We start from the raw sequence: 20,144 nt of genomic DNA, 5'->3' as shown, positions 1-20,144 counted from the left end.
AATTGAGAGCTATTATAGATTAAATATTGAAGGTTGAGTAACTAAAAAAAAATTGAAATTTCATCTTAAAATTTGGAGATCTAAAAAAATAAAAACACTTTTATAGTGCACTATATTAGTAGTGCACTATAAAACAACTATAAATAACTATGGTGTCAATTAACAATCTTCAATTTAGTTACTCGAAGAAGAAAACTATTTTGAATAATCTCTCTCTCGAATTAGAAGCAGGCTGTATTGTAGGTTTACTAGGAAAAAATGGAGCTGGTAAAAGTACTTTATTCAAGCTGATGAGTGGTCTTATTCAACCACAAGAAGGAATTGTGAATGTACTGGGTGAGAATCCTTTTCATCGTCAACCTTCCTATTTATCTAAACTATTCTTTGTACCAGAAGAATTTGATCTACCTCCAGTAAGTATCCAATCTTTTGTATCCACCACTTCCGTTTTTTATCCTCGATTTGATAAAGAATTAATGATTCGTTTACTCAATGAATTTGAGTTGAATCCTGAGATGAATCTAAAAGGAATGTCTTATGGTCAGACGAAAAAAGCAATTATTGCCTTTGCTTTAGCAACAAAAGCTGAGTTTATTTTAATGGATGAACCTACAAATGGTTTGGATATTCCATCAAAAGCCACTTTCCGAAAAATTATGGCTGGCAGCTTTGAAGAAGATCAACTTATTATGATTTCAACTCATCAAGTAAAAGATGTCAGTAATATCATTGATCATTTGATTGTCTTGGATCAAGGTGGTGTCATTTATAATGAATCTATATTTGAGCTAACGCAAAAGTATGACTTCTTGAAAGTAGCAAAACTTCAATCTTCTGTAGAAACAATTTATGCAGAACCAATATTAGGAGGATACAAAACGATCACTCCAAAACAAGAAGAAGAGGATACTCAAGTAGACTTGGAACTCTTTTTTAATGCATTAATTAAAGACTATAAAAAACTAATTAGAGATGAATAATACTTTTGATTTCAATAGATTCAAGAAATACATTTATATGGAACTTGTTTACAATAAGCAAAGAACACTTATAGAAATAGGTGGTTTAATGACTTTTGTAATCTTATTTCTTTTAGTAATAAGAGCTGTAAATGAAGAACCGATAGAGGATGAAGTACTAATGGGCATGTTTATCGCTAGCGTTTGTTTTTCAGGCGTAGCAATTATTAGCAGAGCTTTTCATCAACTTCGTAATCGTAAAAAGATCATTACTTATTTGACATTTCCTATTTCACAGCTAGAGAAATTTATCTTTGAATATCTGTCTACAGTGATTGTTGGATGTTTTGTAATTCCTGCTTTGGTTTTATTATCCTATATGATTGAAGGTGAAGTTCATTCCTCTTTTGATGAAAGTATTGGGTACATTGGCTTAGAGTTTATCACAAATTTTATTGATAATATTGTGGGTACCAATGTAGAGAGTCAAGTTGTAGTAAGAAAACTATTGGCATTTTTGATTCTTATACTTTTACCTTGGTCAGCCTTTAATATCTTTTTTACAGGAGCTATTTTATTCAAAAAATTTACAATTCCACAAACTGTATTAGCAGTTGCATTAATCGGTATTTTTAATGGCTTTCTAGTTTATCTGATCTTCATTAGAATGAATGTCAAAGAATACATTAGTAGTCAACAACCTTTATTCTTTTTCGACACGAAAGATGCAGCAATGTATTTCCTTATTTTTTCAGTTTTGTTGATCAATACTGCATTTATCACGAGTAGTTATTTGAAATTAAAAGAAAAAGAATTGTAGATGGAGTTTAAAAACACAAAAAGCATTTTTACCCAAATAGGTGATGACGTGAAGGATAAAATTATTAGTGGAGAATATAAAGAAGAAGGAAAAATTCCATCCACAAGAGAACTAGCAGGTATTGTTGGCGTCAATCCAAATACAACAATCAAAGCCTATGTTGCCTTACAACAAGAGGGTATTATTTATACACAGAGGGGAAAAGGATACTTTGTAAGTAAAGGAGCAAAAGATATGATCTTAAATGCTCAAAAGATTCTATTTCTTAAAGAAACCCTTCCAGAAACCGTTCGTCAAGCAACGAACCTAGGAGTTACTTTTGATGAACTCCAAGACTATCTAAAAGAATTATATCATGAAGAGAAGTAATATAATATTAATTGCTGCGATAAGTAGTATAAGCCTTTTTATTTGTACAGGAGCATTGTATTCTGTAGCAAATGGAAAGAAAGAAATGGTGGATAATAGTATTGAGTTATCAGCACCTTCACATAAAAACTTAGTGTTAGATCATGTAAACTATATAGTTTTTATCACATCAGGTGAGGAATATAAATTTAAGTTCTCTTTTAGAAAAGGAGAAGAAAAAGTAGATGTTCCTTATTTGATAAAAGGAGATTCACTTATCATTAAATCTCTACCAAAAGAGAAAGGAGAAGGTGTTTTGAATCTTCAATTAACAGTGCCTTCAGATCAACTTCAATGTGATGTCATAGATTCAGATTTACAAATCAAAAATTTTAACGGTCAAAAACTAAAGTTAGATTTAGATCATTCTAATGTTCAGGTTTTCACTGAAAATGAGGAAAAAGTGAATATTGAATTAAATAGTAAAAATGGTTCTGATTTTCGTTCATCGGTTAATTTCGATGAAGTAATAATAAAAGTGGAGGATTCTAAATTTATGAGTTGGGGTTCTAATGATAATATCGTAGCAGAAGTATCTAATAACTCAAATGTTGGAATAAAACATCCTGGAAAGATGAGTACGAATAAGGATGAAAGTTCATCTGTTACTTTTTATTATCACTAATATGAAGAAAAGTTCCTTGTTGTAAGATAAGGAACTTTTTTAATATTAATATTTATCTAATTCATCAAGTTTTCTATCTGAGATTTAACTTCATCAATACTCAGCTTTCTTAAACATTCACAGGGCTTCTCTCCTACACATTTGATACAAGAAACATCATTCGTAGATATAAAATTCATCTCTTTATTGATGTAGAAAGACTCTGCAGCAGAAGATATGCAAATCACTTTTTTACCCATTGCAAAAGCTAAATGGGCAATATCATTATTGTAAGTAATAAACAAATCTGATTTTTCAACCAAAGCCAAAACTTCAATTATATCTTCTAGGTCAGTAGCATTTTTTACACTTGGTACTCTAAATAATTCTGGAGCAGTCATTTGTAAGGCTTTACCTTCTAATTCCATTCCAGCGATAACATAATTGTTCTCGTATTTTGGTAAGACATCTATCAATTCAAAATACCTAACAGCTGGCCAAACTCTATGAGTGTCTAATCGGTAAGGATAGAAAAGAATGTTTTTTAAATCCTTTTTTATAATTCCTCTAAAAGTACTTACAGGAGGAGTAATAATATCAGAAGAAGTTTGATTTTGGATTCCTAATGGTGAGAGTAATGCAAAATAACAATCCAATAAAGTATCTTGTTTGGAAATATCTACTGTATCTGTAAAACGACGATTACTTCTCCAATTATCTTTTGCTCCAATTCGAATGGAAATTTTGAGATCCCTACATTTTTTTGCCAATTCTTTATTTTCAGAAAGAAAAAGAACAGCATTGGCTTTTGCTAAAACAGATTCGTCTGCTTCTTCATAAGTATGAAAACTGTTGATACCTTCAATATATTCAGTAAGTTCTTTTTGAGCTGAATCTCCTACCCAATTGATGTGTATTTGGTCGTTATGTGACCTTAAAGCACTGATTATCTGTAATGAAATGGAAAATTCCTTCATTAAAGGACTGCCAATTATAACAATATTATCTATTACTTGTATTCTCATAACATTATACACTCATCTTTTACTGAATTAGTTTCTTTTCACTTTGTTCCTTAGTATATTGGGAATAACTCAAAAAAACAGGATTACTTATAGCACTGTTTAAACCTTAATTTATTAGCACATATTGAAAGGAAACTGCCTTCAAAGGTAGCTCTTTCTACTATTATTATCACCATGAATAACGACTCAAAAAAGAAAAAATCCCCGAACAGCACTGCTGAACGATTAGCAATTTTTGATCGTGAGTTTGCACCTCATACTGATTCAATGTATAGTTTCGCTTATCGTTTGACTGGTAATGATGAAGATGCCAAAGATTTAGTGCAAGATGCACATATGAAAGCTTATAGATTCATTGATAGTTTTGAAAAAGGAACAAATGCGAAGGCATGGCTATTTAGAATATTAAAAAATAGTTTTATTAATGAATACAGAAGGAAAAGTAAAGAACCTTCTAAAATTGATTATAATGAAGTAGAGACTGTCTACAGTGGAGAAAAAAATGATCCAAGTTTAGTGGCAGGGCTCAAGCAAGAAAATACAAAATACAAGATTGGAGATGAAGTTACAGGTGCATTAAATGCTTTAGCTGTAGATTTTCGAATTGTTATCATTTTATGCGATATCGAAGGGTTTACGTATGAAGAGATGTCGAAAATACTTGATATTCCGATAGGTACAGTTAGAAGTAGACTGCATAGAGCACGTAACTTACTGAAAGAAAAACTAGAAGTTTACGCGAAAAAGATGGGTTATTATCAAAAGAAAGCAAACTAAATGAGAAATAGCCGTTTAAGTCATTATCTTTGCAGTCTTAAACAAAAATTTATTTGCACATATAAAGCATGAAATCAGGCAAAGTATTTATCTTTTCTGCACCGTCAGGATCAGGTAAAACCACCGTTGTGAGACATCTTCTAAGTGTATTTCCAGAATTGACCTTTTCAATTTCTGCTACGACACGTGCTCCAAGAGGGCAAGAACAAAATGCGAAAGATTATTACTTCCTCTCTTCAGAAGAGTTTAAGGATAAAATCGCAAAAGATGAATTTGTAGAATATGAAGAGGTATACCATAATCTTTTCTATGGAACACTAAAGAGTGAAGTAGAAAGAATTTGGGCTGCCGGAAAACACGTTGTGCTGGATGTAGATGTTCAGGGCGGAATTAGTTTGAAGCAATATTTTCAAGAAAAAGCACTTTCCGTTTTTGTGTGTCCTCCAGATGTAGCTTGTTTAGAACAAAGGTTAAGAGACAGAGCTACAGACTCAGAAGAAGCAATTCGTGAAAGAGTAGCCAAAGCAGCAGAAGAAATGCCATTTGGAGATCAATTTGATGTTCGTTTAATCAATAAAGATCTACCAGAAGCATTAAAAAATGCTGAGAAATTAGTTACGCAAAAGTTATCAGAATAAAAGCTGATTTACTATATAAATAAGAGCATAATCTTATGAGAGGATTATGCTCTTTTTCGTTTATATTTCCATATCTAACTCCTTTAAACGAACGATGATATCTACTTTATCATTAGGTGAATTATAATGTAATAGAGGCTTCATATTTTTATCAACTAAAAAGAAATGATTAAGAGGCCATGTTTTCCAATATGCTTCTAATGGGCAAAGCTTTTCACCAATTTCTAATAGATTTTCTTTTGGTTTTTTTCCTTTCGTTTGTACGATAAAAGATCTAAAATCTTTGGATAAATACTTATCATTTTTTTTTGAATTTTTCTCATAAAGAAATACTAATTCAATATCTAGAGCATTAAACTCTTCAACCTTTTTCTGAAGTTCTCTTTCACTTTTAATGCAAGGAGCATACCATGTAGCACCAACGACTAACAAGACTTTACTTTTTTGGTGAAGTCGCGACGACACTATCTAATTGAGGAAGAGTGATGTTTTGAGCATACGTATTACTCATGAAAAGTAATAAAGTAATAGTAAGTAGCAATTTGAAGTTTAGTTTAGACATTTTGTTGATTATATAATTATTTGTTTGTTTGATTTCGAATTCTTTGTCCCATGATTTTCATGATACCTTGCATTAGGCTTCTTCTATATCCCATTAGTGCAAGGAAGTCATCTTGTTCGATTGTCATCAAAACAGAATCTTTTGTTGTGGTAGCGGTGAGGGTTCTTGGTGATGAATCAAGTATACTTAAATCACCAAAAAGATCTCTGTTCATCAGAGTGTTGAACGTAAAATCACCATCATGTAGTTTTACTTCCCCTTCGTAAATAATATACATTTCTCTACTCTCCTCTCCTTTTCTGAAGATTGTAGTATCTCTAGGAATTCTAACTTCATGCATAATACTTGCAACATCTACTAAGATATATTCAGGTATATCTCTAAATAGTGTAGTAGATCTCAATAAGATTACTTTTTCTAATTCTAGTAATGGTTTAGTTCCTTCATTTAAAATACCCATAAGCCAATCTTTTCTTTCAGGTGTAACTAATTCATCCAACGATTTTGACACAGTTAAATCCTGATAATCTTCTATTCTTTTTAAACTAATTAATGCAGGTTCGATCAGTTTTATATCGTCTTTGTTTAAAATCTGCCCTATATATTTCATCAAACTTGGAGACATAGAATCACGAATACTAATGAGTGCAGTAATTTTAGTCCAAGTATTAAATAGTGGACGATTAAAACTATATGGTCGAATAATCCCTAAAGTAATACTCAATGGATCCACAAGGTTAGAAGAATAATAATCTCCTAATTTTTGCATCTTCACTTCCAAACTATAATACCCAAGAACGATGATCAGTTTTTGATAAATAGATGAAGGCATTGTCTGGTATAAGTTCTTTTCAATTTCAGCATTTTGAAGAATCATTTCCTGATCTGTGATTTCGAAAGGTCTATTAGAAAAAGAAGTCATTTCAAATAATTGATCTCCTTTTCCTGCAATTAAGAAACCTTGAATAGTACGAATACCTTCTTCTAATATCTTCATTTCATCCTGTAATGCTCTTGAAAGCATTGCACGGAATGGTTTTTCATGTTTTAAAACAACAATAGCATTAGATAACCAATAGTAATTCTGGAAAAAACGCTCGAGATGTTTTTCTAAAACTTGAAAATCAGCTTTTGTTTTAGGTCTATATTTTAATCTTTTTAAAGCATTGTAAGCAGCCATTCTCATAAATGGCCAAGGATAGTCTACCAATTGCCAAAGGATCTCATAAGATTTAGGACAATCAATTTTTCCCATTACTTTACAAAGAGTAATAAGATATATATCCTCTCTTCTCTTGTTGACAAATAATTCATTTTCTAAGATATCCAAGCAATCTTCGCCATACTGAATTAGTGTTCTTAAGACGATATCATTGAATTTATTTTCTTTCAATAAGGAAATTAATAAAGGAAGATGCGTTGGACTTTTTACAATGGCAGCAATCTTAATTCCTTCTTCAATAAGTAAGTCATCATTACTTAATAAAGCCTCCAATATGTGAGGTTCGCTTTCAAGAGGAGAAACTTTAGCAAGGATCTTCAAAGCAAATATCTTTTGAGAAGGATCATCAGATTGCAATGTCTTTTTTATATACTTTAATGCAATCTCTCTTTGTTCCTCAGACTCTGAAGAAAGCAATCCATACAAGGCACCTTTACGAATTTCCTTTTCTTTATTATCTATTAAATCAATGATTTCAGTAATAAAAGTTGGATCACTCTTACATGTACTGATAATTGCTTTTTTTCTTACTCTAGGATCTGGATCATTTTGCGCCAATCCTTTTATAGCTTCTTCTATTTTTGGTGTTTTGATAACTTCATTGAATGTAATCGAAAAATACCTCACTACTTCCTCAGGATGACGAAGCATATGTAAAAGAATAGTTTCATTTTTCTTTGGATTGATCATCGTGTTTGCCTCCAAAGCATAAATGACATCTTCAGGACGTCTCGATATTAATTTATTCGCTAATAATCGATTGACTTCTTGGTCATGGGTAGCGATTTCATAACTTTCAATATCTCTTAATAGAAAAGCTCTACGGATAATTACTCTATAATCTCGTGAAACGATTTTAGCGCCTAGCCACCATGCTAAAAGTAAACTGACAAGCAACCAAATAATAAAGGGTCCTTCTCTAGATGGAATATCAGCGTCAACAATCCATAATAATAATCCAGCGAATATTAATCCTATTGATCCAAAAAATCCTCTTAGAATCCCAAAAGTAAAACTTCTATGTTTCTTCTTAATTGGCCTCAATAAAGAAGGAGTAATCGTTGAAAGAATAATATTTCTAGTCAAAATAAAAGAAATAGCCATTAGTGTGAGCATGATAGGAATTTGATCAGCACTAAATCTTAAAACGATGTAAGTAGAAACGACAACTACTAAAAGTACTAATGGAGGTAGTAGAAGAAGTTTTTTGATTCCAATATCTTGTAATTTCCTAGAAGTGAAGAAAGGTGTAATTGTCGCTACTATAGCATAAGAGACAATAAGAAGAAGAGCAAGTGCAATTACACCTTTGTTAGGGATATAAAGTGAAATTTTTAAATCAATCATGAAAAAGAATTCCACAATTCCCCATACACAAGCAATACAAGAAGTGAGAACTCCAATCTTGAATACATAAGGGTTTGTAATACCAAAAGCCCAAAAACTATCTGGTGTAAATTTTCTAGAAGGACGAGTTACATTTTCATGATAATCTTCTAAATCTTTAGTGAGGTTAGTGTTTTTTAAAGATTGCCATAATCCCCACCCAGATAAGATATACAAAGGGATAGACCAAAATGCCATAGCAGATAAGCTAAATAGATTTGATCCGACAAGGACAATTAAAAAACCTGTCAATTTTGAAAGTACTTTGTAAGATCGTGCTTGTTCAAATAAATTTCTTCTTTCTGGTGTTGAAGCATTATTTTCAACAATTGTCCAATAAGTACAATCTTCAAAATAAATCAATAGTTTGGTACCAATGATTAAACCTAAAATTGTAAGGTAGTCATTGACACTAATACTTAAATACCAAATAAAAGCACTGACTAGTACTTTAAGGAAACTATAAGTAGCATTGAGGTGCTCAACTCTTAATCTTCTTTCTAAATAAGCGATTAAACGAGCTAAAAATAATATTGTTAATCCACTAAAAATAAATGAATAAGGCAATGAATCCACTGCTCTTTCTTGGAATAAAGCAGTGTATGAAATAGAAAAAGCTATAGTCAACCCTGCTCCTTCAGCTACAAAAAATAAAATAACCCAATTCGGATTTTCATTTCTCAATAACTGATATAATCGACTAAAGAAATTATTCTTTGGAAGGTAATAATATATTTTTGAAGCGATTGAATTCATCTTTTCTATTCAGATTGCCTAGAGTATAGTGTTTTAAATAGACCTACTTTTTTTTGTAATAGTTTGAAGTGTCTTTCTATTTCAAAATATAGCAGAAAAAAAAGGCCGAAGCAATTAAAATTACTCCGGCCTAAAAGAATATATTTTTTGTCTTACTTATTCATTGAGATCAAGAATTCCTCATTTGTTCTTGTACCTCTCATATTACTTTGTAAGAATTCCATTGCTTCTGTTGACTTCATATCAGACATCATTCTACGCATGATCCAAACACGTTGTAATGTATCTTTATCCATCAATAAGTCCTCACGACGCGTACCTGACATTGGAATATCGATTGCAGGATAAATACGCTTGTTGGCCAATTTTCTATCCAACTGAAGTTCCATGTTACCAGTTCCTTTGAATTCTTCAAAGATAACTTCGTCCATTTTAGAACCCGTATCAATTAATGCCGTTGAGATGATTGTTAATGAACCACCATTTTCTACATTTCTTGCTGCACCGAAGAATTTCTTTGGTTTATGTAATGCATTAGCATCTACACCACCTGATAGAATTTTACCTGATGATGGAGTAACTGTGTTATACGCACGAGCTAAACGAGTAATAGAATCTAATAGGATGACAACATCATGTGAACATTCTACCATTCTTTTCGCTTTTTCTAAAACTAAAGAAGAAACTTTAACGTGTTTATCGGCTGTTTCATCGAAAGTAGATGCAATTACTTCAGCATTTACACTACGTTGCATATCTGTTACCTCTTCCGGACGTTCGTCAATCAGAAGAATAATCAAATAACATTCAGGGTGATTTTGAGCGATTGCGTTCGCAACTTCTTTCAATAGCACTGTTTTACCTGTTTTAGGTTGTGCTACGATCATACCACGTTGACCTTTACCAATTGGGGCAAACAAGTCTAATACACGTGTAGAATATATTTGTGGTTTTGTAGATAAGTGAAGTTGATCTTGTGGGAAAAGTGGTGTTAAGTATTCAAATGGAATACGATCTCTAATTTCTTCTGTAGTTTTACCATTTACAGTATCAACTCTTAGAAGTGCAAAGTATTTTTCACCATCTTTTGGTGGTCTTACATTACCGCATACAGTATCTCCTGTTTTTAAACCAAATAATTTGATTTGAGAAGGAGAAACATAAACATCATCAGGACTGGCTAAGTAATTATAATCTGAAGATCTTAAGAAGCCAAAACCATCAGACATGATTTCAAGTACACCTTCACTACTAATAACACCATCAAAGTCCTTTACAGAAACTTTTTGTACGGGTTTTGGAGGTTCAGTGGCTTTTTGTTGAATGGCCTTATCTCTTTCTTGTTCTAATGTAGGATGTTTTTCATCAGTTTCATCATCCAAGAACATATCGAAATCAGGCATATCGTCAAGTGGGTCAATTCCTAAATCAATTTCTTCCATTGACATGATATCATCATGTGTAACTGGTTTTGGAGAGTTTTGATTAGGGTTATTTTTTTGACCTTTACCTTTTCGGTTATCTTGTTTTTTATTTTGATTGGCGTTGCCTTTCTTCACATTTTCTCTTTTGACACGCTCACGGGGCTGTCTTCTGTTTAAACGGGCTTTTTCAGGTCTGTTATCTTGTTTATTTTGCTGATTAACAGGTTTATCGCCTTCTTTTTGATCAGCACCTTCTTTATCGTTAGAGGCAGTTGGAGTAACTTTCGGAGTTTGCTCTTTTTTGGCTTCAGATACAGGGGCAGATGCCTCATTCTTTTCTTGAGATTTTATTTTTTTCTCAATTCTTTCAATGAGTTCTTTCTTACGAAGGTTACTGAAATTTTTCATGCCAAGACTATCTGCAATATCTTTTAATTCAGATAGCAGTTTAGCCTCTAGTAGCTTTCTTGTATACATAAAAATAATGGTGACAGTACAAAGGCTGTCGTATAATGAAATACTTTTTGAAGAAACTTAATTTTAATTATTAAGAGTATGTGAGATAGAAGCTCTCGACATATATAGTCACCTTACCGGAAGGATTTAGGTTTATGTGACTTTTAATTCCTTAGACAAATCTAAGTGATAAGGATTAATTTAACAAACGTAAAATTGAAGTTTACTCTAATTTATAATTAATTTTTCAATTATATCACCAAAATATGCACCATACTCTGGACCAACCCAGTTCATTTCTCTGATTTCATAGCTATTTAAAGAATCATAGTAGGCGTCACAGGTGATATACCCAACATAATTTCCATTAAAGCTAGAAAGCATAAATTTTTTATGGTGTGCTTTGGCTAAAGAATCAAAATGATAATCTAATGCGATTTCTCCTGAAAAATCAGAAGGGGCACCAAACCAATTAATATCTCCCAATTGGAAATAAGTAATATCTCCTTTCAAACCTCCAGAAGCGAGTTCAAATACCCAATCTCTAACTTTTAGATTTTCTTCAATTCTTACTTGAGATGGCCTAAATTGAATAGGAATTTTGTGAACACTCGTATTGACTATATATTGTAATGGAACATTATTCCACTGATGAAGAATAGAATCAGATAAGGCTTTTCCCATATGTTCAATATGTTCAAAATCATCTTCGTCATCAGGATTTCCAGGACCATGACTCGCTACCATTCCTGCACAATACATTGCAAAGTCAATGTTAGGAGATTCTTCTAATGCTGTAATTAATTCACCAGGATAATCTCTAGAAAGTATCCAATAGTCCTTATCTAGACATGTGGCATGAGCATTATAAGTTGTAATAACTGCTTGTTTTCCATCCGTTCTTTTAATTTTGATTGCTCGTAATGAAATTTCCTTTCGACCTCCGCGAACAATTCTATTGGTAACCCATTCAGGAGATTGAGTTTGAATAAATCCGATGGCTCCTTTACTTTTTCTAGCTCTAGCTTCTTGAATAGCTTGAATAGATGCTTCTGTTATTTTAGCAGTTGCTTCCTCAGAATATTGACCAAGTGAAATACTACCCAATAATGATGGATCAAATCCTCCCATTCCATTGTGGGTGTGAATAGCAGAAAATAAAACCTGCTCCTCAGATATACCAATTTTAGGTAACTCTTTAGCCAATCTATTTTTTACTTCTACAGGGAATATCATTAAATCAAGTGTCAATACAAATGACTCTCTTATACCATCATCAAAAGCAAAAGCTCTAGCATACAATGTATCTCTTACGGTAGTATAAGAAGTTCTGAATCCATAGCCAGCAACAGGTAAATCAATACCCTTTGGAATTATAGATTCAGCAGACCAACCAATTTGTAATGTATCACTTGATGATACTTCTTTATGTATTGCAGATAAAATATCATCTGTTTTTAGTAACGTCTCTTTGTATTCTGATGTTGAATGTATAGGTGTTCGATCTATTGTACCTATCAATATAAATGCAAGTAGCAATAAGCCGCCTATAAAAAAGCTGATTTTTTTGAGCAAGAATGTATGATTTAAAGACTAAAAATTAAAAATCTAAAATTATAACGAGAGGCGTAGTATTACTAATTTTCCTATTAAATTTTTATCAACATTGAACTAAAATACTTTTTAATATTACTCTAGGATAAAGTATGCTAATGAAACTATATTTATAAAATAAAAAGACATTATCTTTAAGTGTATTAACAGTTGAATATTTAATAACTCATTTTTTTCATGAAAACATATTTTTTAAAAGCACTTACTGTGCTCAGTGCTTTTATATTCTTGCAAGGTTGTTATCCTGGTGGCGCAGAATATACTAGCGATTTAGATATTGCTATCTCTCACTACGATTCTCAAGAAAAATTAAGTGAGTATAACACTTTCTATATAGTAACAGATTCTATGTCAATAATTGGAATAGGAACGGATTATACACTTGATTTAGAAGATCAACAACAAATTGCAGAATATACTCGATTAAAATTAATTTCTGAATTAGGATTAACAGAAATAGAAAATCCTACTGAAGAAAATCAACCTGATTTATTTGTTCACCTAACACAAATCGCATTACAGCAATCAGGAGTCGTTTGGCAACCTCCTTATTGGCCAGGATATCCAGGGTATCCAGGGTATCCTGGTTGGCCAGGATGGGGCTGGCCTGGCTATCCAGGATATGGCTATCCTTGGTATGGTGGCGGATATTCTTACTACTCTTACAGTAATGGAACAATATTATTAGATTTTGTAGATGTAGCTGCTACACAAGAAAATAATGTAAACACACCGGCTGATGAAAGATATGAATTGATCTTAGGTTGGCAGGGTGCTCTTAATGGAGTATTATCTAGAGCCAATAATACAACATTAATTGAAAATGGCATTGATGTATTGTTAGATCAATATATCATTGCTGAAGATGCAAATAATTAATCCTAAATTAGAAAAGAAGAAAAATGAAAAAGTATTTTTTAACGCTGATCGTAGGATTAATAGGTTTGTCTACTTTCGGTCAGGAATCCAATTTAATACTTACCTATAATATGGCTTTGCCTTTAGGAGAAACGAGTGATTATATAAGTAAGTATAGCGGTAGAGGTTTTGGTATAGAATGGAGAGAACATTTATCCTCTGCTCCTATTTCATTAGGTATATCATCAAGTTGGAATGTTTTGTATGAAGAAACAGATGATAGATATATTGATACCTCAAATGGCGTTGTTGCAGATGGTAATCAATATAGATACATGAATATCGTACCTATTTTAGGGCATATTAATTATTATTTCAATAGAGATGCTGTGGCAAGTCCATATATTGGAATTGGTATTGGTACTTATTATATAAACCAACGTACAGAGTTTGGACAATGGGCAATTGTTGAAGATAATTGGCATTTTGGCTTTTCCCCAGAAGTTGGTGTTGTAGCAGATATTAATCCTAATGTGGATTTTGTATTATCGATACGATATAATTATGCTTTAGAATCAGGAGATACATCAATTAATAATTCATATTTAGGTATAAATCTAGGTTTTGTTTATTAATTAGCACTTTATTTTATAATAATGATACCTAGTCTTATTTTTTTCGAAGAGACTAGGTATTTTTATGATCAATTTTATTCAATGACAAATCAAACTACAATTCAATGAAAAAATTATTTTTTATCTTCTCTATCCTAATCGGGTTATCTTTTACAGCTACTGCTCAAAATGTAGATGCTGAAACGATCAAAACAGTAATAAAAACGGAGAAGCGTATTTTCTTTATGGAGAATATGGATATTCCATTGGACCAAGCGACAAGATTCTGGGAATTATACGATAAATTTGAATTAGACAATTCTGAAATTTCAAGAGAGAAAACAAAATTATTTGAAAGCTTAATTGCAAAAACAGAAGGCCTAACCGATGATGATGCTAAAGAAATGCTTGATAAATTAATTGTATTACAGCAACAAGAGTTGAAAATTAAGAAAAAGCATTTAAAAGTGATGCAGAAAGAACTGTCACCTAAAATTGCAGCAAGGTTTTTCCAATTAAATGAATTGGTAAATAGCTTCTTGAAAACACAAATATTAAGTGAATTACCAATCGTAGAAACGAAAAAGTAAGAATACTTTCAATTATAAATTAAGCCTCTGTATTTTTGTATATAGAGGCTTTTTTAATACCTATTATCATGAAAATCACAAAAGAGACCCTTATAAAAGAATTAAAATCCTGGGGGATATTTACAATCATCTTGGCAGGGCTTTACTTTTCAGGTTTATATGTAGACCTATCTGCAGGATTACAAAGAGTATTATTATTCACTGGAGTCATGAACCCTTCGGCTAAAGAAAGTTATAATGGTAAAACAGATTATAATTGGACCTTAGCCGCTTTTGACTCGGAGGAAGAAATAGATTTTGCTCAATTCAAAGGGAAGAAAGTTTTTTTGAATGTATGGGCTTCTTGGTGTCCTCCTTGTATTGCAGAAATGCCAAGTATTGAAGCTTTATATCAAAATTTCAAAGAAGATGAAGATGTCGTTTTTATCATGTTGAACATTGATGAAGATAAGACGAAAGCAGAAAAATTTCTTCAACGAAAAAAGTTCACATTTCCTGTTTACAGAAGAAAATCACAGACTCCTTCCGTTTTTTACAGTAACTCCATTCCTTCTACTTATGTGATCAATGAGAAAGGCGAAATTATCTTTAAACATCAAGGTTTAGCCAACTATAATTCAGATAGTTTTAGGAATATGCTAACAATACAATGACATTTCTTAAGTTATTTAGTATTGTTGATAAAAGTTCTGCCCTCAAGAGTATGACTTTAGTAACTTTTGTCTATATTTGCAAATTGCATGTAAAATATATTATTTTCATTCTATAAATAGTGTATTTGAATTGCAGTTAATTACATTTTGGCGCCTCTGTTTAGAATAGTACGTGTTACTATATAAACAGATAGTTTTGAAACTTAAAAAAGAATACCACCTTGGCAACATTCAAGAACGGTAGAAAGAATTTCGCATCAGCAAAGAGAGTATTGGGTTACCCAGACTTCTTGGATGTGCAGTTTAAATCTTTCCACAATTTCTTTCAAATCGACACTCCACCAGAACTACGTGAAGACGAAGGTCTTTACAAAGTATTTATGGAGAATTTCCCTATTACAGATTCTCGCGAGAACTTTAATTTGGAATTTATTGATTACACAATTGATCCTCCTAAATACACTGTTGATGAGTGTGTAGAAAGAGGTTTGACATTTAGTGTACCATTAAAAGCTAAGTTAAAGCTATCTTGTAGTGATGAGGATAATGAGGATTTTGAGACGATCGAACAAGATGTGTTCTTAGGAAATATTCCTTACATGACGCGTCGTGGTTCATTCGTAATCAATGGTGCAGAGCGTGTAATCGTTTCTCAGCTACACAGATCACCAGGTGTGTTCTTTGCTCAATCAAAACACACTAACGGTACAAAACTTTACTCAGCAAGAGTAATTCCTTTTAAAGGTTCATGGATCGAATTTGCAACTGACGTTAACAACGTGATGTATGCTTATATCGACCGTAAAAAGAAATTCCCAGTTACGATGCTTCTTCGTTCGATCGGTTATGGATCAGACAAAGACATCTTAGACTTATTCGAACTTTCTGAGGAAATCGAGGTAAACAAGAAAAACCTTGCTCAGTTAGAGAATAGAACGCTGGCTGCTCGTGTTCTTAAAACATGGACAGAAGACTTCGTAGATGAAGATACTGGTGAAGTAGTATCTATCGATCGTAACGATGTAATCTTAGAACGTGATCATATCATTTCTGAAGAAGATCTTGAATTGATCGAAGACGCAGGTGTTAACTCTGTGATCGTTCATAGAAAAGATATCAACATCAACGATTTCCGTATCATCTTCGATACTTTATCAAAAGATAATTCAAACTCAGAGAAAGAAGCGGTACACCAAATCTACCGTCAACTTCGTAATACTGAGGCTCCTGATGATCAGACAGCACGTGATATTATCAACAACTTGTTCTTCTCAGACAAGCGTTACGATTTAGGTGAAGTAGGTCGTTACAAACTTAACCGTAAGCTTCAGTCAGAGACTAGCATGGATGTGCGCGTACTGACTAAAGAAGATATTGTCAAAATCATCAAGCACTTGATCCACTTGATCAACTCTAAAACAGTAGTTGATGATATTGACCACTTGTCAAACCGTCGTATCCGTACGGTGGGTGAGCAACTTTACTCTCAATTCGGAGTAGGTTTAGCTCGTATGGCTCGTACTATTAAAGAGCGTATGAACGTTCGTGATAACGAAGACTTTAAGCCAGTTGACTTGGTAAATGCACGTACGTTATCATCAGTGATTAACTCGTTCTTCGGTACAAACCAGCTATCTCAGTTTATGGACCAAACTAACCCTCTTGCAGAGGTAACGCATAAGCGTCGTATCTCAGCTTTAGGTCCAGGTGGTTTATCAAGAGAGCGTGCAGGTTTCGAGGTTCGTGACGTTCACTACACTCACTATGGTCGTCTTTGTACGATTGAAACACCAGAAGGTCCAAACATTGGTTTGATTTCATCTCTTACGGTATATGCTAAAGTAAACAGCATGGGATTCATTGAGACTCCTTACCGTAAAGTAACTGATGGTGTTGTTGATATTGAAGATAATAACGTAACTTATATCTCTGCTGAAGAGGAAGATGAGAAATTCATCGCTCAAGCTAAGACTGACTTAGATGAGAATAACCGTTTCACTGAAGAATTAGTAAAAGTTCGTTATGAGGGTGACTTCCCGTTAAAAGCGCCGGAAGATATCCAATATATGGACGTTGCTCCAAACCAAATTGTATCGATTGCTGCATCATTGATTCCTTTCTTAGAGCATGATGATGCCAACCGTGCACTAATGGGATCCAACATGCAGCGTCAAGCCGTACCATTATTGAAGCCTGAAGCTCCAATCGTAGGTACTGGTTTGGAAAGAAACGTAGCAATTGACTCACGTACTGTTGTTCTTGCTGAGAAAGACGGTGTTGTAGATACAGTTGATGCGAATGGTATCCACATGAGATATGATCTTACTGAAGATGAGAAGCTTGCTAGCTTTGAAGATGATGTAAAATCTCATAGTTTGGTGAAGTTCCGTAGAACAAACCAGGATACTTGTATGAATATGCGTCCTATCGTGAAGAAAGGACAAAGAGTAAAACAAGGTGACGTTCTTTCAGAAGGTTATTCTACTGAAAATGGTGAATTAGCTATCGGTAAAAACTTACTTGTAGCCTTCATGCCATGGCAAGGTTATAACTTTGAGGATGCGATTGTAATCTCTGAGCGTGTAGTACGTAATGATGTTTATACATCACTTCACATTGTTGAATACGAATTAGAAGTGCGTGACACTAAACGTGGTGAAGAAGAATTAACTTCTGAAATCCCTAACGTTGGTGAAGATGCAGTGAAAAACCTTGATGAAAACGGTATTATCCGTGTAGGTTCTCGTGTTCGCCCTGGTGATATCCTAATTGGTAAGATTACTCCTAAAGGTGAATCTGATCCAACTCCAGAAGAAAAACTTTTACGTGCAATCTTTGGTGACAAAGCAGGTGATGTAAAAGATGCTTCATTAAAAGCTTCTCCATCTTTACTTGGTACAGTAATCGACACTCGTCTATTTGCTCGTCCTAAGAAAGATAAAGAGATGCGTGCTAAGGCTAAGAAGGAAGTAGAGTTATTGAAAAAACAATACTCTCGTGACTTAAAGAACTTAGAAAACAAGATTTTATCGAAATTAGTAAGCTTACTTGACGGAATGACTTCTGAAGGTGTATTCCATAAGTTTGGTCAAGAAGTAATGAGCAAAGGTGTAACTTTCTCAGAAGCTAATATCGCAGAAAATATTTTCTCTGGTGAGAACCCATTCCGTGATGATTCATCTTATGCAGTTCCTGAGGAAGCTAACCTTATCGGTGACCTTATCTTAGATAACTGGACTTCAGATGATCGTGTGAATGAGCTTGTTCGTTCAACAGTGAAAAACTACGTGAATGCTCGTAACGAAGTAACAGGTTACTTCAAGCGTGATAGATTTACATTAGAAGTGGGTGACGAATTACCAACAGGTATCGTAAAACTTGCTAAAGTTTACATCGCTAAGCGTCGTAAATTAAAAGTAGGTGATAAGATGGCCGGTCGTCACGGTAACAAGGGTGTTGTTGCTAAGATTGTTCCTGAAGAGGATATGCCATTCTTAGAAGACGGTACTCCAATGGATATCTGCTTGAACCCACTAGGTGTACCTTCACGTATGAACATCGGTCAGATCTATGAAACTGTTCTAGGTTGGGCTGGTTTAAAAATGGGTAGAAAGTATGCTACTCCAATCTTTGATGGTGCTTCTGAAGAAGAAGTAGTAGCAGAGTTGAAGGAAGCAGGTTTACCTGACTTTGGTCGTGCGCAATTATATGATGGTTTAACAGGTGATCCATTCCACCAAAGAGTTTCTGTTGGTGTAATGTACATGCTGAAACTTGGTCACTTAGTTGACGATAAGATGCACGCCCGTTCTATTGGACCTTACTCGTTGATTACTCAACAACCTCTAGGTGGTAAGGCTCAGTTTGGTGGTCAGCGTTTCGGTGAGATGGAAGTTTGGGCATTAGAGGCATTCGGTGCAGCTAATGTACTTCGTGAAATCTTAACTGTGAAGTCTGATGACGTTCAAGGACGTGCGAAAGCGTATGAGGCGATTGTTAAAGGTGACAATATGCCAAATCCAAATGTTCCAGAATCATTCAATGTATTAGTGCATGAACTTCGTGGTTTAGCATTAGAAATTACATTACAGTAATTCTGGTCTCGACAAGACTAAAAAGCCAAAATGTATATATAAAAACCTATGGAGTTCTCTCCATGGGTTTTTTCTTATGCTTTAAATATTAATGACATTCATTTTTTTGAGAAATAAAAAGAGGATTAATTATATTGCGAAGCATTTTTAACGATAAAAGTCATTAAGTTCATGAACTCTAACTTATAAAAAATTGTAGAGTACATGAATATCATTATATAAAACATATAGAGATGAATTTAAAAGAAATTGCTTCAGTAGCTGGTAAGCCAGGTCTATTTAAGATCGTAAAGCCATCACGTACAGGTGTTATTGTAGAATCTTTAGAGGTTAAACCTAAGAAAACTATCATTAATGCTAGCCAAAGAATCTCAATCTTAAAAGAGATTTCTATGTATGTAACAGGTGAAGCTGAAGAATCTGTAGCATTAGAAGATGTATTCAAATCAATCAAATCTAAGTTTGGTGTAGGTATTTTAGCAGATATCGATCCTAAAAGCGAAGATGATTTAGTTGATTTCATTACTTCAGTATTACCTAATTGGGATCAGGACCGTATTTATACTTCTGATATCAAAAAATTAGTAACTTGGTATAACAAACTTTCAGAGTTTTATCCTGAGGCATTAGAAGACACTGAAGAAGAAACTAAAGACGAAGAAGCAGCTGCTGAATAGTTTTTAG

General features: G+C 33.3%; 18 protein-coding genes. 12 read left to right on the top strand and 6 right to left on the bottom strand.

Annotation, left to right across the window (positions count from 1 at the left end):
• Positions 1-149 precede the first annotated feature (149 nt).
• From ACXAHM_RS10685 to ACXAHM_RS10670, 4 genes are read left to right on the top strand one after another with little or no spacing between them, the layout of a single operon-like run.
• Complete coding sequence (locus tag ACXAHM_RS10685; RefSeq protein WP_474960432.1) at positions 150-980, top strand: ABC transporter ATP-binding protein; 831 nt, start codon at positions 150-152, stop codon at positions 978-980.
• The gene (locus ACXAHM_RS10680; RefSeq protein WP_474960431.1) at positions 973-1,779 is read left to right on the top strand and encodes a hypothetical protein; all 807 of its coding nucleotides are present in this window, start codon (positions 973-975) and stop codon (positions 1,777-1,779) included. The genes ACXAHM_RS10685 and ACXAHM_RS10680 overlap by 8 nt, the downstream gene beginning before the upstream one ends.
• Entirely contained in the window at positions 1,780-2,148 is a 369-nt protein-coding gene (locus ACXAHM_RS10675; RefSeq protein WP_474960430.1) for a GntR family transcriptional regulator, read from the top strand.
• A complete protein-coding gene (locus ACXAHM_RS10670; RefSeq protein ID WP_474960429.1) occupies positions 2,135-2,812 on the top strand; it encodes a hypothetical protein in 678 nt (225 codons plus the stop codon). The genes ACXAHM_RS10675 and ACXAHM_RS10670 overlap by 14 nt, the downstream gene beginning before the upstream one ends.
• 56 nt (positions 2,813-2,868) lie before the next feature.
• Here the strand turns inward: ACXAHM_RS10670 and ACXAHM_RS10665 are convergent, their stop codons facing one another.
• Entirely contained in the window at positions 2,869-3,768 is a 900-nt protein-coding gene (locus ACXAHM_RS10665; protein WP_474960428.1) for a glycosyltransferase family 9 protein, read from the bottom strand.
• 222 nt (positions 3,769-3,990) lie between these two features.
• Here ACXAHM_RS10665 and ACXAHM_RS10660 point away from each other — a divergent pair, with 222 nt between their 5' ends.
• The gene (locus ACXAHM_RS10660) at positions 3,991-4,593 is read left to right on the top strand and encodes a sigma-70 family RNA polymerase sigma factor (protein ID WP_474960427.1); all 603 of its coding nucleotides are present in this window, start codon (positions 3,991-3,993) and stop codon (positions 4,591-4,593) included.
• Between the two features lie 68 nt (positions 4,594-4,661).
• A complete protein-coding gene (gene gmk / locus ACXAHM_RS10655; protein WP_474960426.1) occupies positions 4,662-5,231 on the top strand; it encodes a guanylate kinase in 570 nt (189 codons plus the stop codon).
• A 60-nt stretch (positions 5,232-5,291) separates the two neighbouring features.
• Here gmk and ACXAHM_RS10650 read toward each other — a convergent pair whose 3' ends face one another.
• The 5 genes from ACXAHM_RS10650 to ACXAHM_RS10630 form a co-directional block, all read right to left on the bottom strand.
• On the bottom strand, positions 5,292-5,663 hold the full coding sequence (locus tag ACXAHM_RS10650; RefSeq protein ID WP_474960425.1) for a hypothetical protein: 372 nt from the start codon (positions 5,661-5,663) through the stop codon (positions 5,292-5,294).
• 4 nt (positions 5,664-5,667) lie between these two features.
• Complete coding sequence (locus ACXAHM_RS10645) at positions 5,668-5,793, bottom strand: hypothetical protein (RefSeq protein ID WP_474960424.1); 126 nt, start codon at positions 5,791-5,793, stop codon at positions 5,668-5,670.
• Positions 5,794-5,809: 16 nt separating this feature from the next.
• Positions 5,810-9,157 carry a cyclic nucleotide-binding domain-containing protein gene (locus tag ACXAHM_RS10640; protein ID WP_474960423.1) on the bottom strand — a complete coding sequence of 1,116 codons (3,348 nt, stop codon included), beginning with the start codon at positions 9,155-9,157 and terminating at the stop codon, positions 5,810-5,812.
• A 152-nt stretch (positions 9,158-9,309) separates the two neighbouring features.
• Positions 9,310-11,058, bottom strand: coding sequence for a transcription termination factor Rho (rho, locus tag ACXAHM_RS10635; RefSeq protein WP_474960422.1), 1,749 nt, complete (start codon positions 11,056-11,058; stop codon positions 9,310-9,312).
• Between the two features lie 207 nt (positions 11,059-11,265).
• Positions 11,266-12,612, bottom strand: coding sequence for a neutral/alkaline non-lysosomal ceramidase N-terminal domain-containing protein (locus ACXAHM_RS10630; protein WP_474960421.1), 1,347 nt, complete (start codon positions 12,610-12,612; stop codon positions 11,266-11,268).
• A 216-nt stretch (positions 12,613-12,828) separates the two neighbouring features.
• Here ACXAHM_RS10630 and ACXAHM_RS10625 point away from each other — a divergent pair, with 216 nt between their 5' ends.
• The 6 genes from ACXAHM_RS10625 to ACXAHM_RS10600 all read left to right on the top strand — a co-directional run bounded on the left by ACXAHM_RS10625 (position 12,829) and on the right by ACXAHM_RS10600 (position 20,137).
• The gene (locus ACXAHM_RS10625) at positions 12,829-13,530 is read left to right on the top strand and encodes a DUF4136 domain-containing protein (protein ID WP_474960420.1); all 702 of its coding nucleotides are present in this window, start codon (positions 12,829-12,831) and stop codon (positions 13,528-13,530) included.
• Between the two features lie 23 nt (positions 13,531-13,553).
• On the top strand, positions 13,554-14,144 hold the full coding sequence (locus tag ACXAHM_RS10620) for a hypothetical protein (protein WP_474960419.1): 591 nt from the start codon (positions 13,554-13,556) through the stop codon (positions 14,142-14,144).
• 104 nt (positions 14,145-14,248) lie between these two features.
• A complete protein-coding gene (locus ACXAHM_RS10615; RefSeq protein WP_474960418.1) occupies positions 14,249-14,713 on the top strand; it encodes a hypothetical protein in 465 nt (154 codons plus the stop codon).
• A 68-nt stretch (positions 14,714-14,781) separates the two neighbouring features.
• The gene (locus ACXAHM_RS10610; protein ID WP_474960417.1) at positions 14,782-15,366 is read left to right on the top strand and encodes a TlpA family protein disulfide reductase; all 585 of its coding nucleotides are present in this window, start codon (positions 14,782-14,784) and stop codon (positions 15,364-15,366) included.
• A 221-nt stretch (positions 15,367-15,587) separates the two neighbouring features.
• The gene (gene rpoB / locus ACXAHM_RS10605) at positions 15,588-19,460 is read left to right on the top strand and encodes a DNA-directed RNA polymerase subunit beta (RefSeq protein ID WP_474960416.1); all 3,873 of its coding nucleotides are present in this window, start codon (positions 15,588-15,590) and stop codon (positions 19,458-19,460) included.
• A 233-nt stretch (positions 19,461-19,693) separates the two neighbouring features.
• Positions 19,694-20,137: a DUF5606 family protein gene (locus ACXAHM_RS10600; RefSeq protein ID WP_474960415.1), complete on the top strand. Its 444-nt coding sequence runs from the start codon at positions 19,694-19,696 to the stop codon at positions 20,135-20,137.
• Positions 20,138-20,144: the final 7 nt, after the last annotated feature.

The organism is Flammeovirga sp. AWQ4_249, assembly GCF_056161045.1.
The sequence above is the reverse complement of the archived record's forward strand: the minus strand, read 5'-3'. Positions and strand labels throughout refer to the sequence as shown.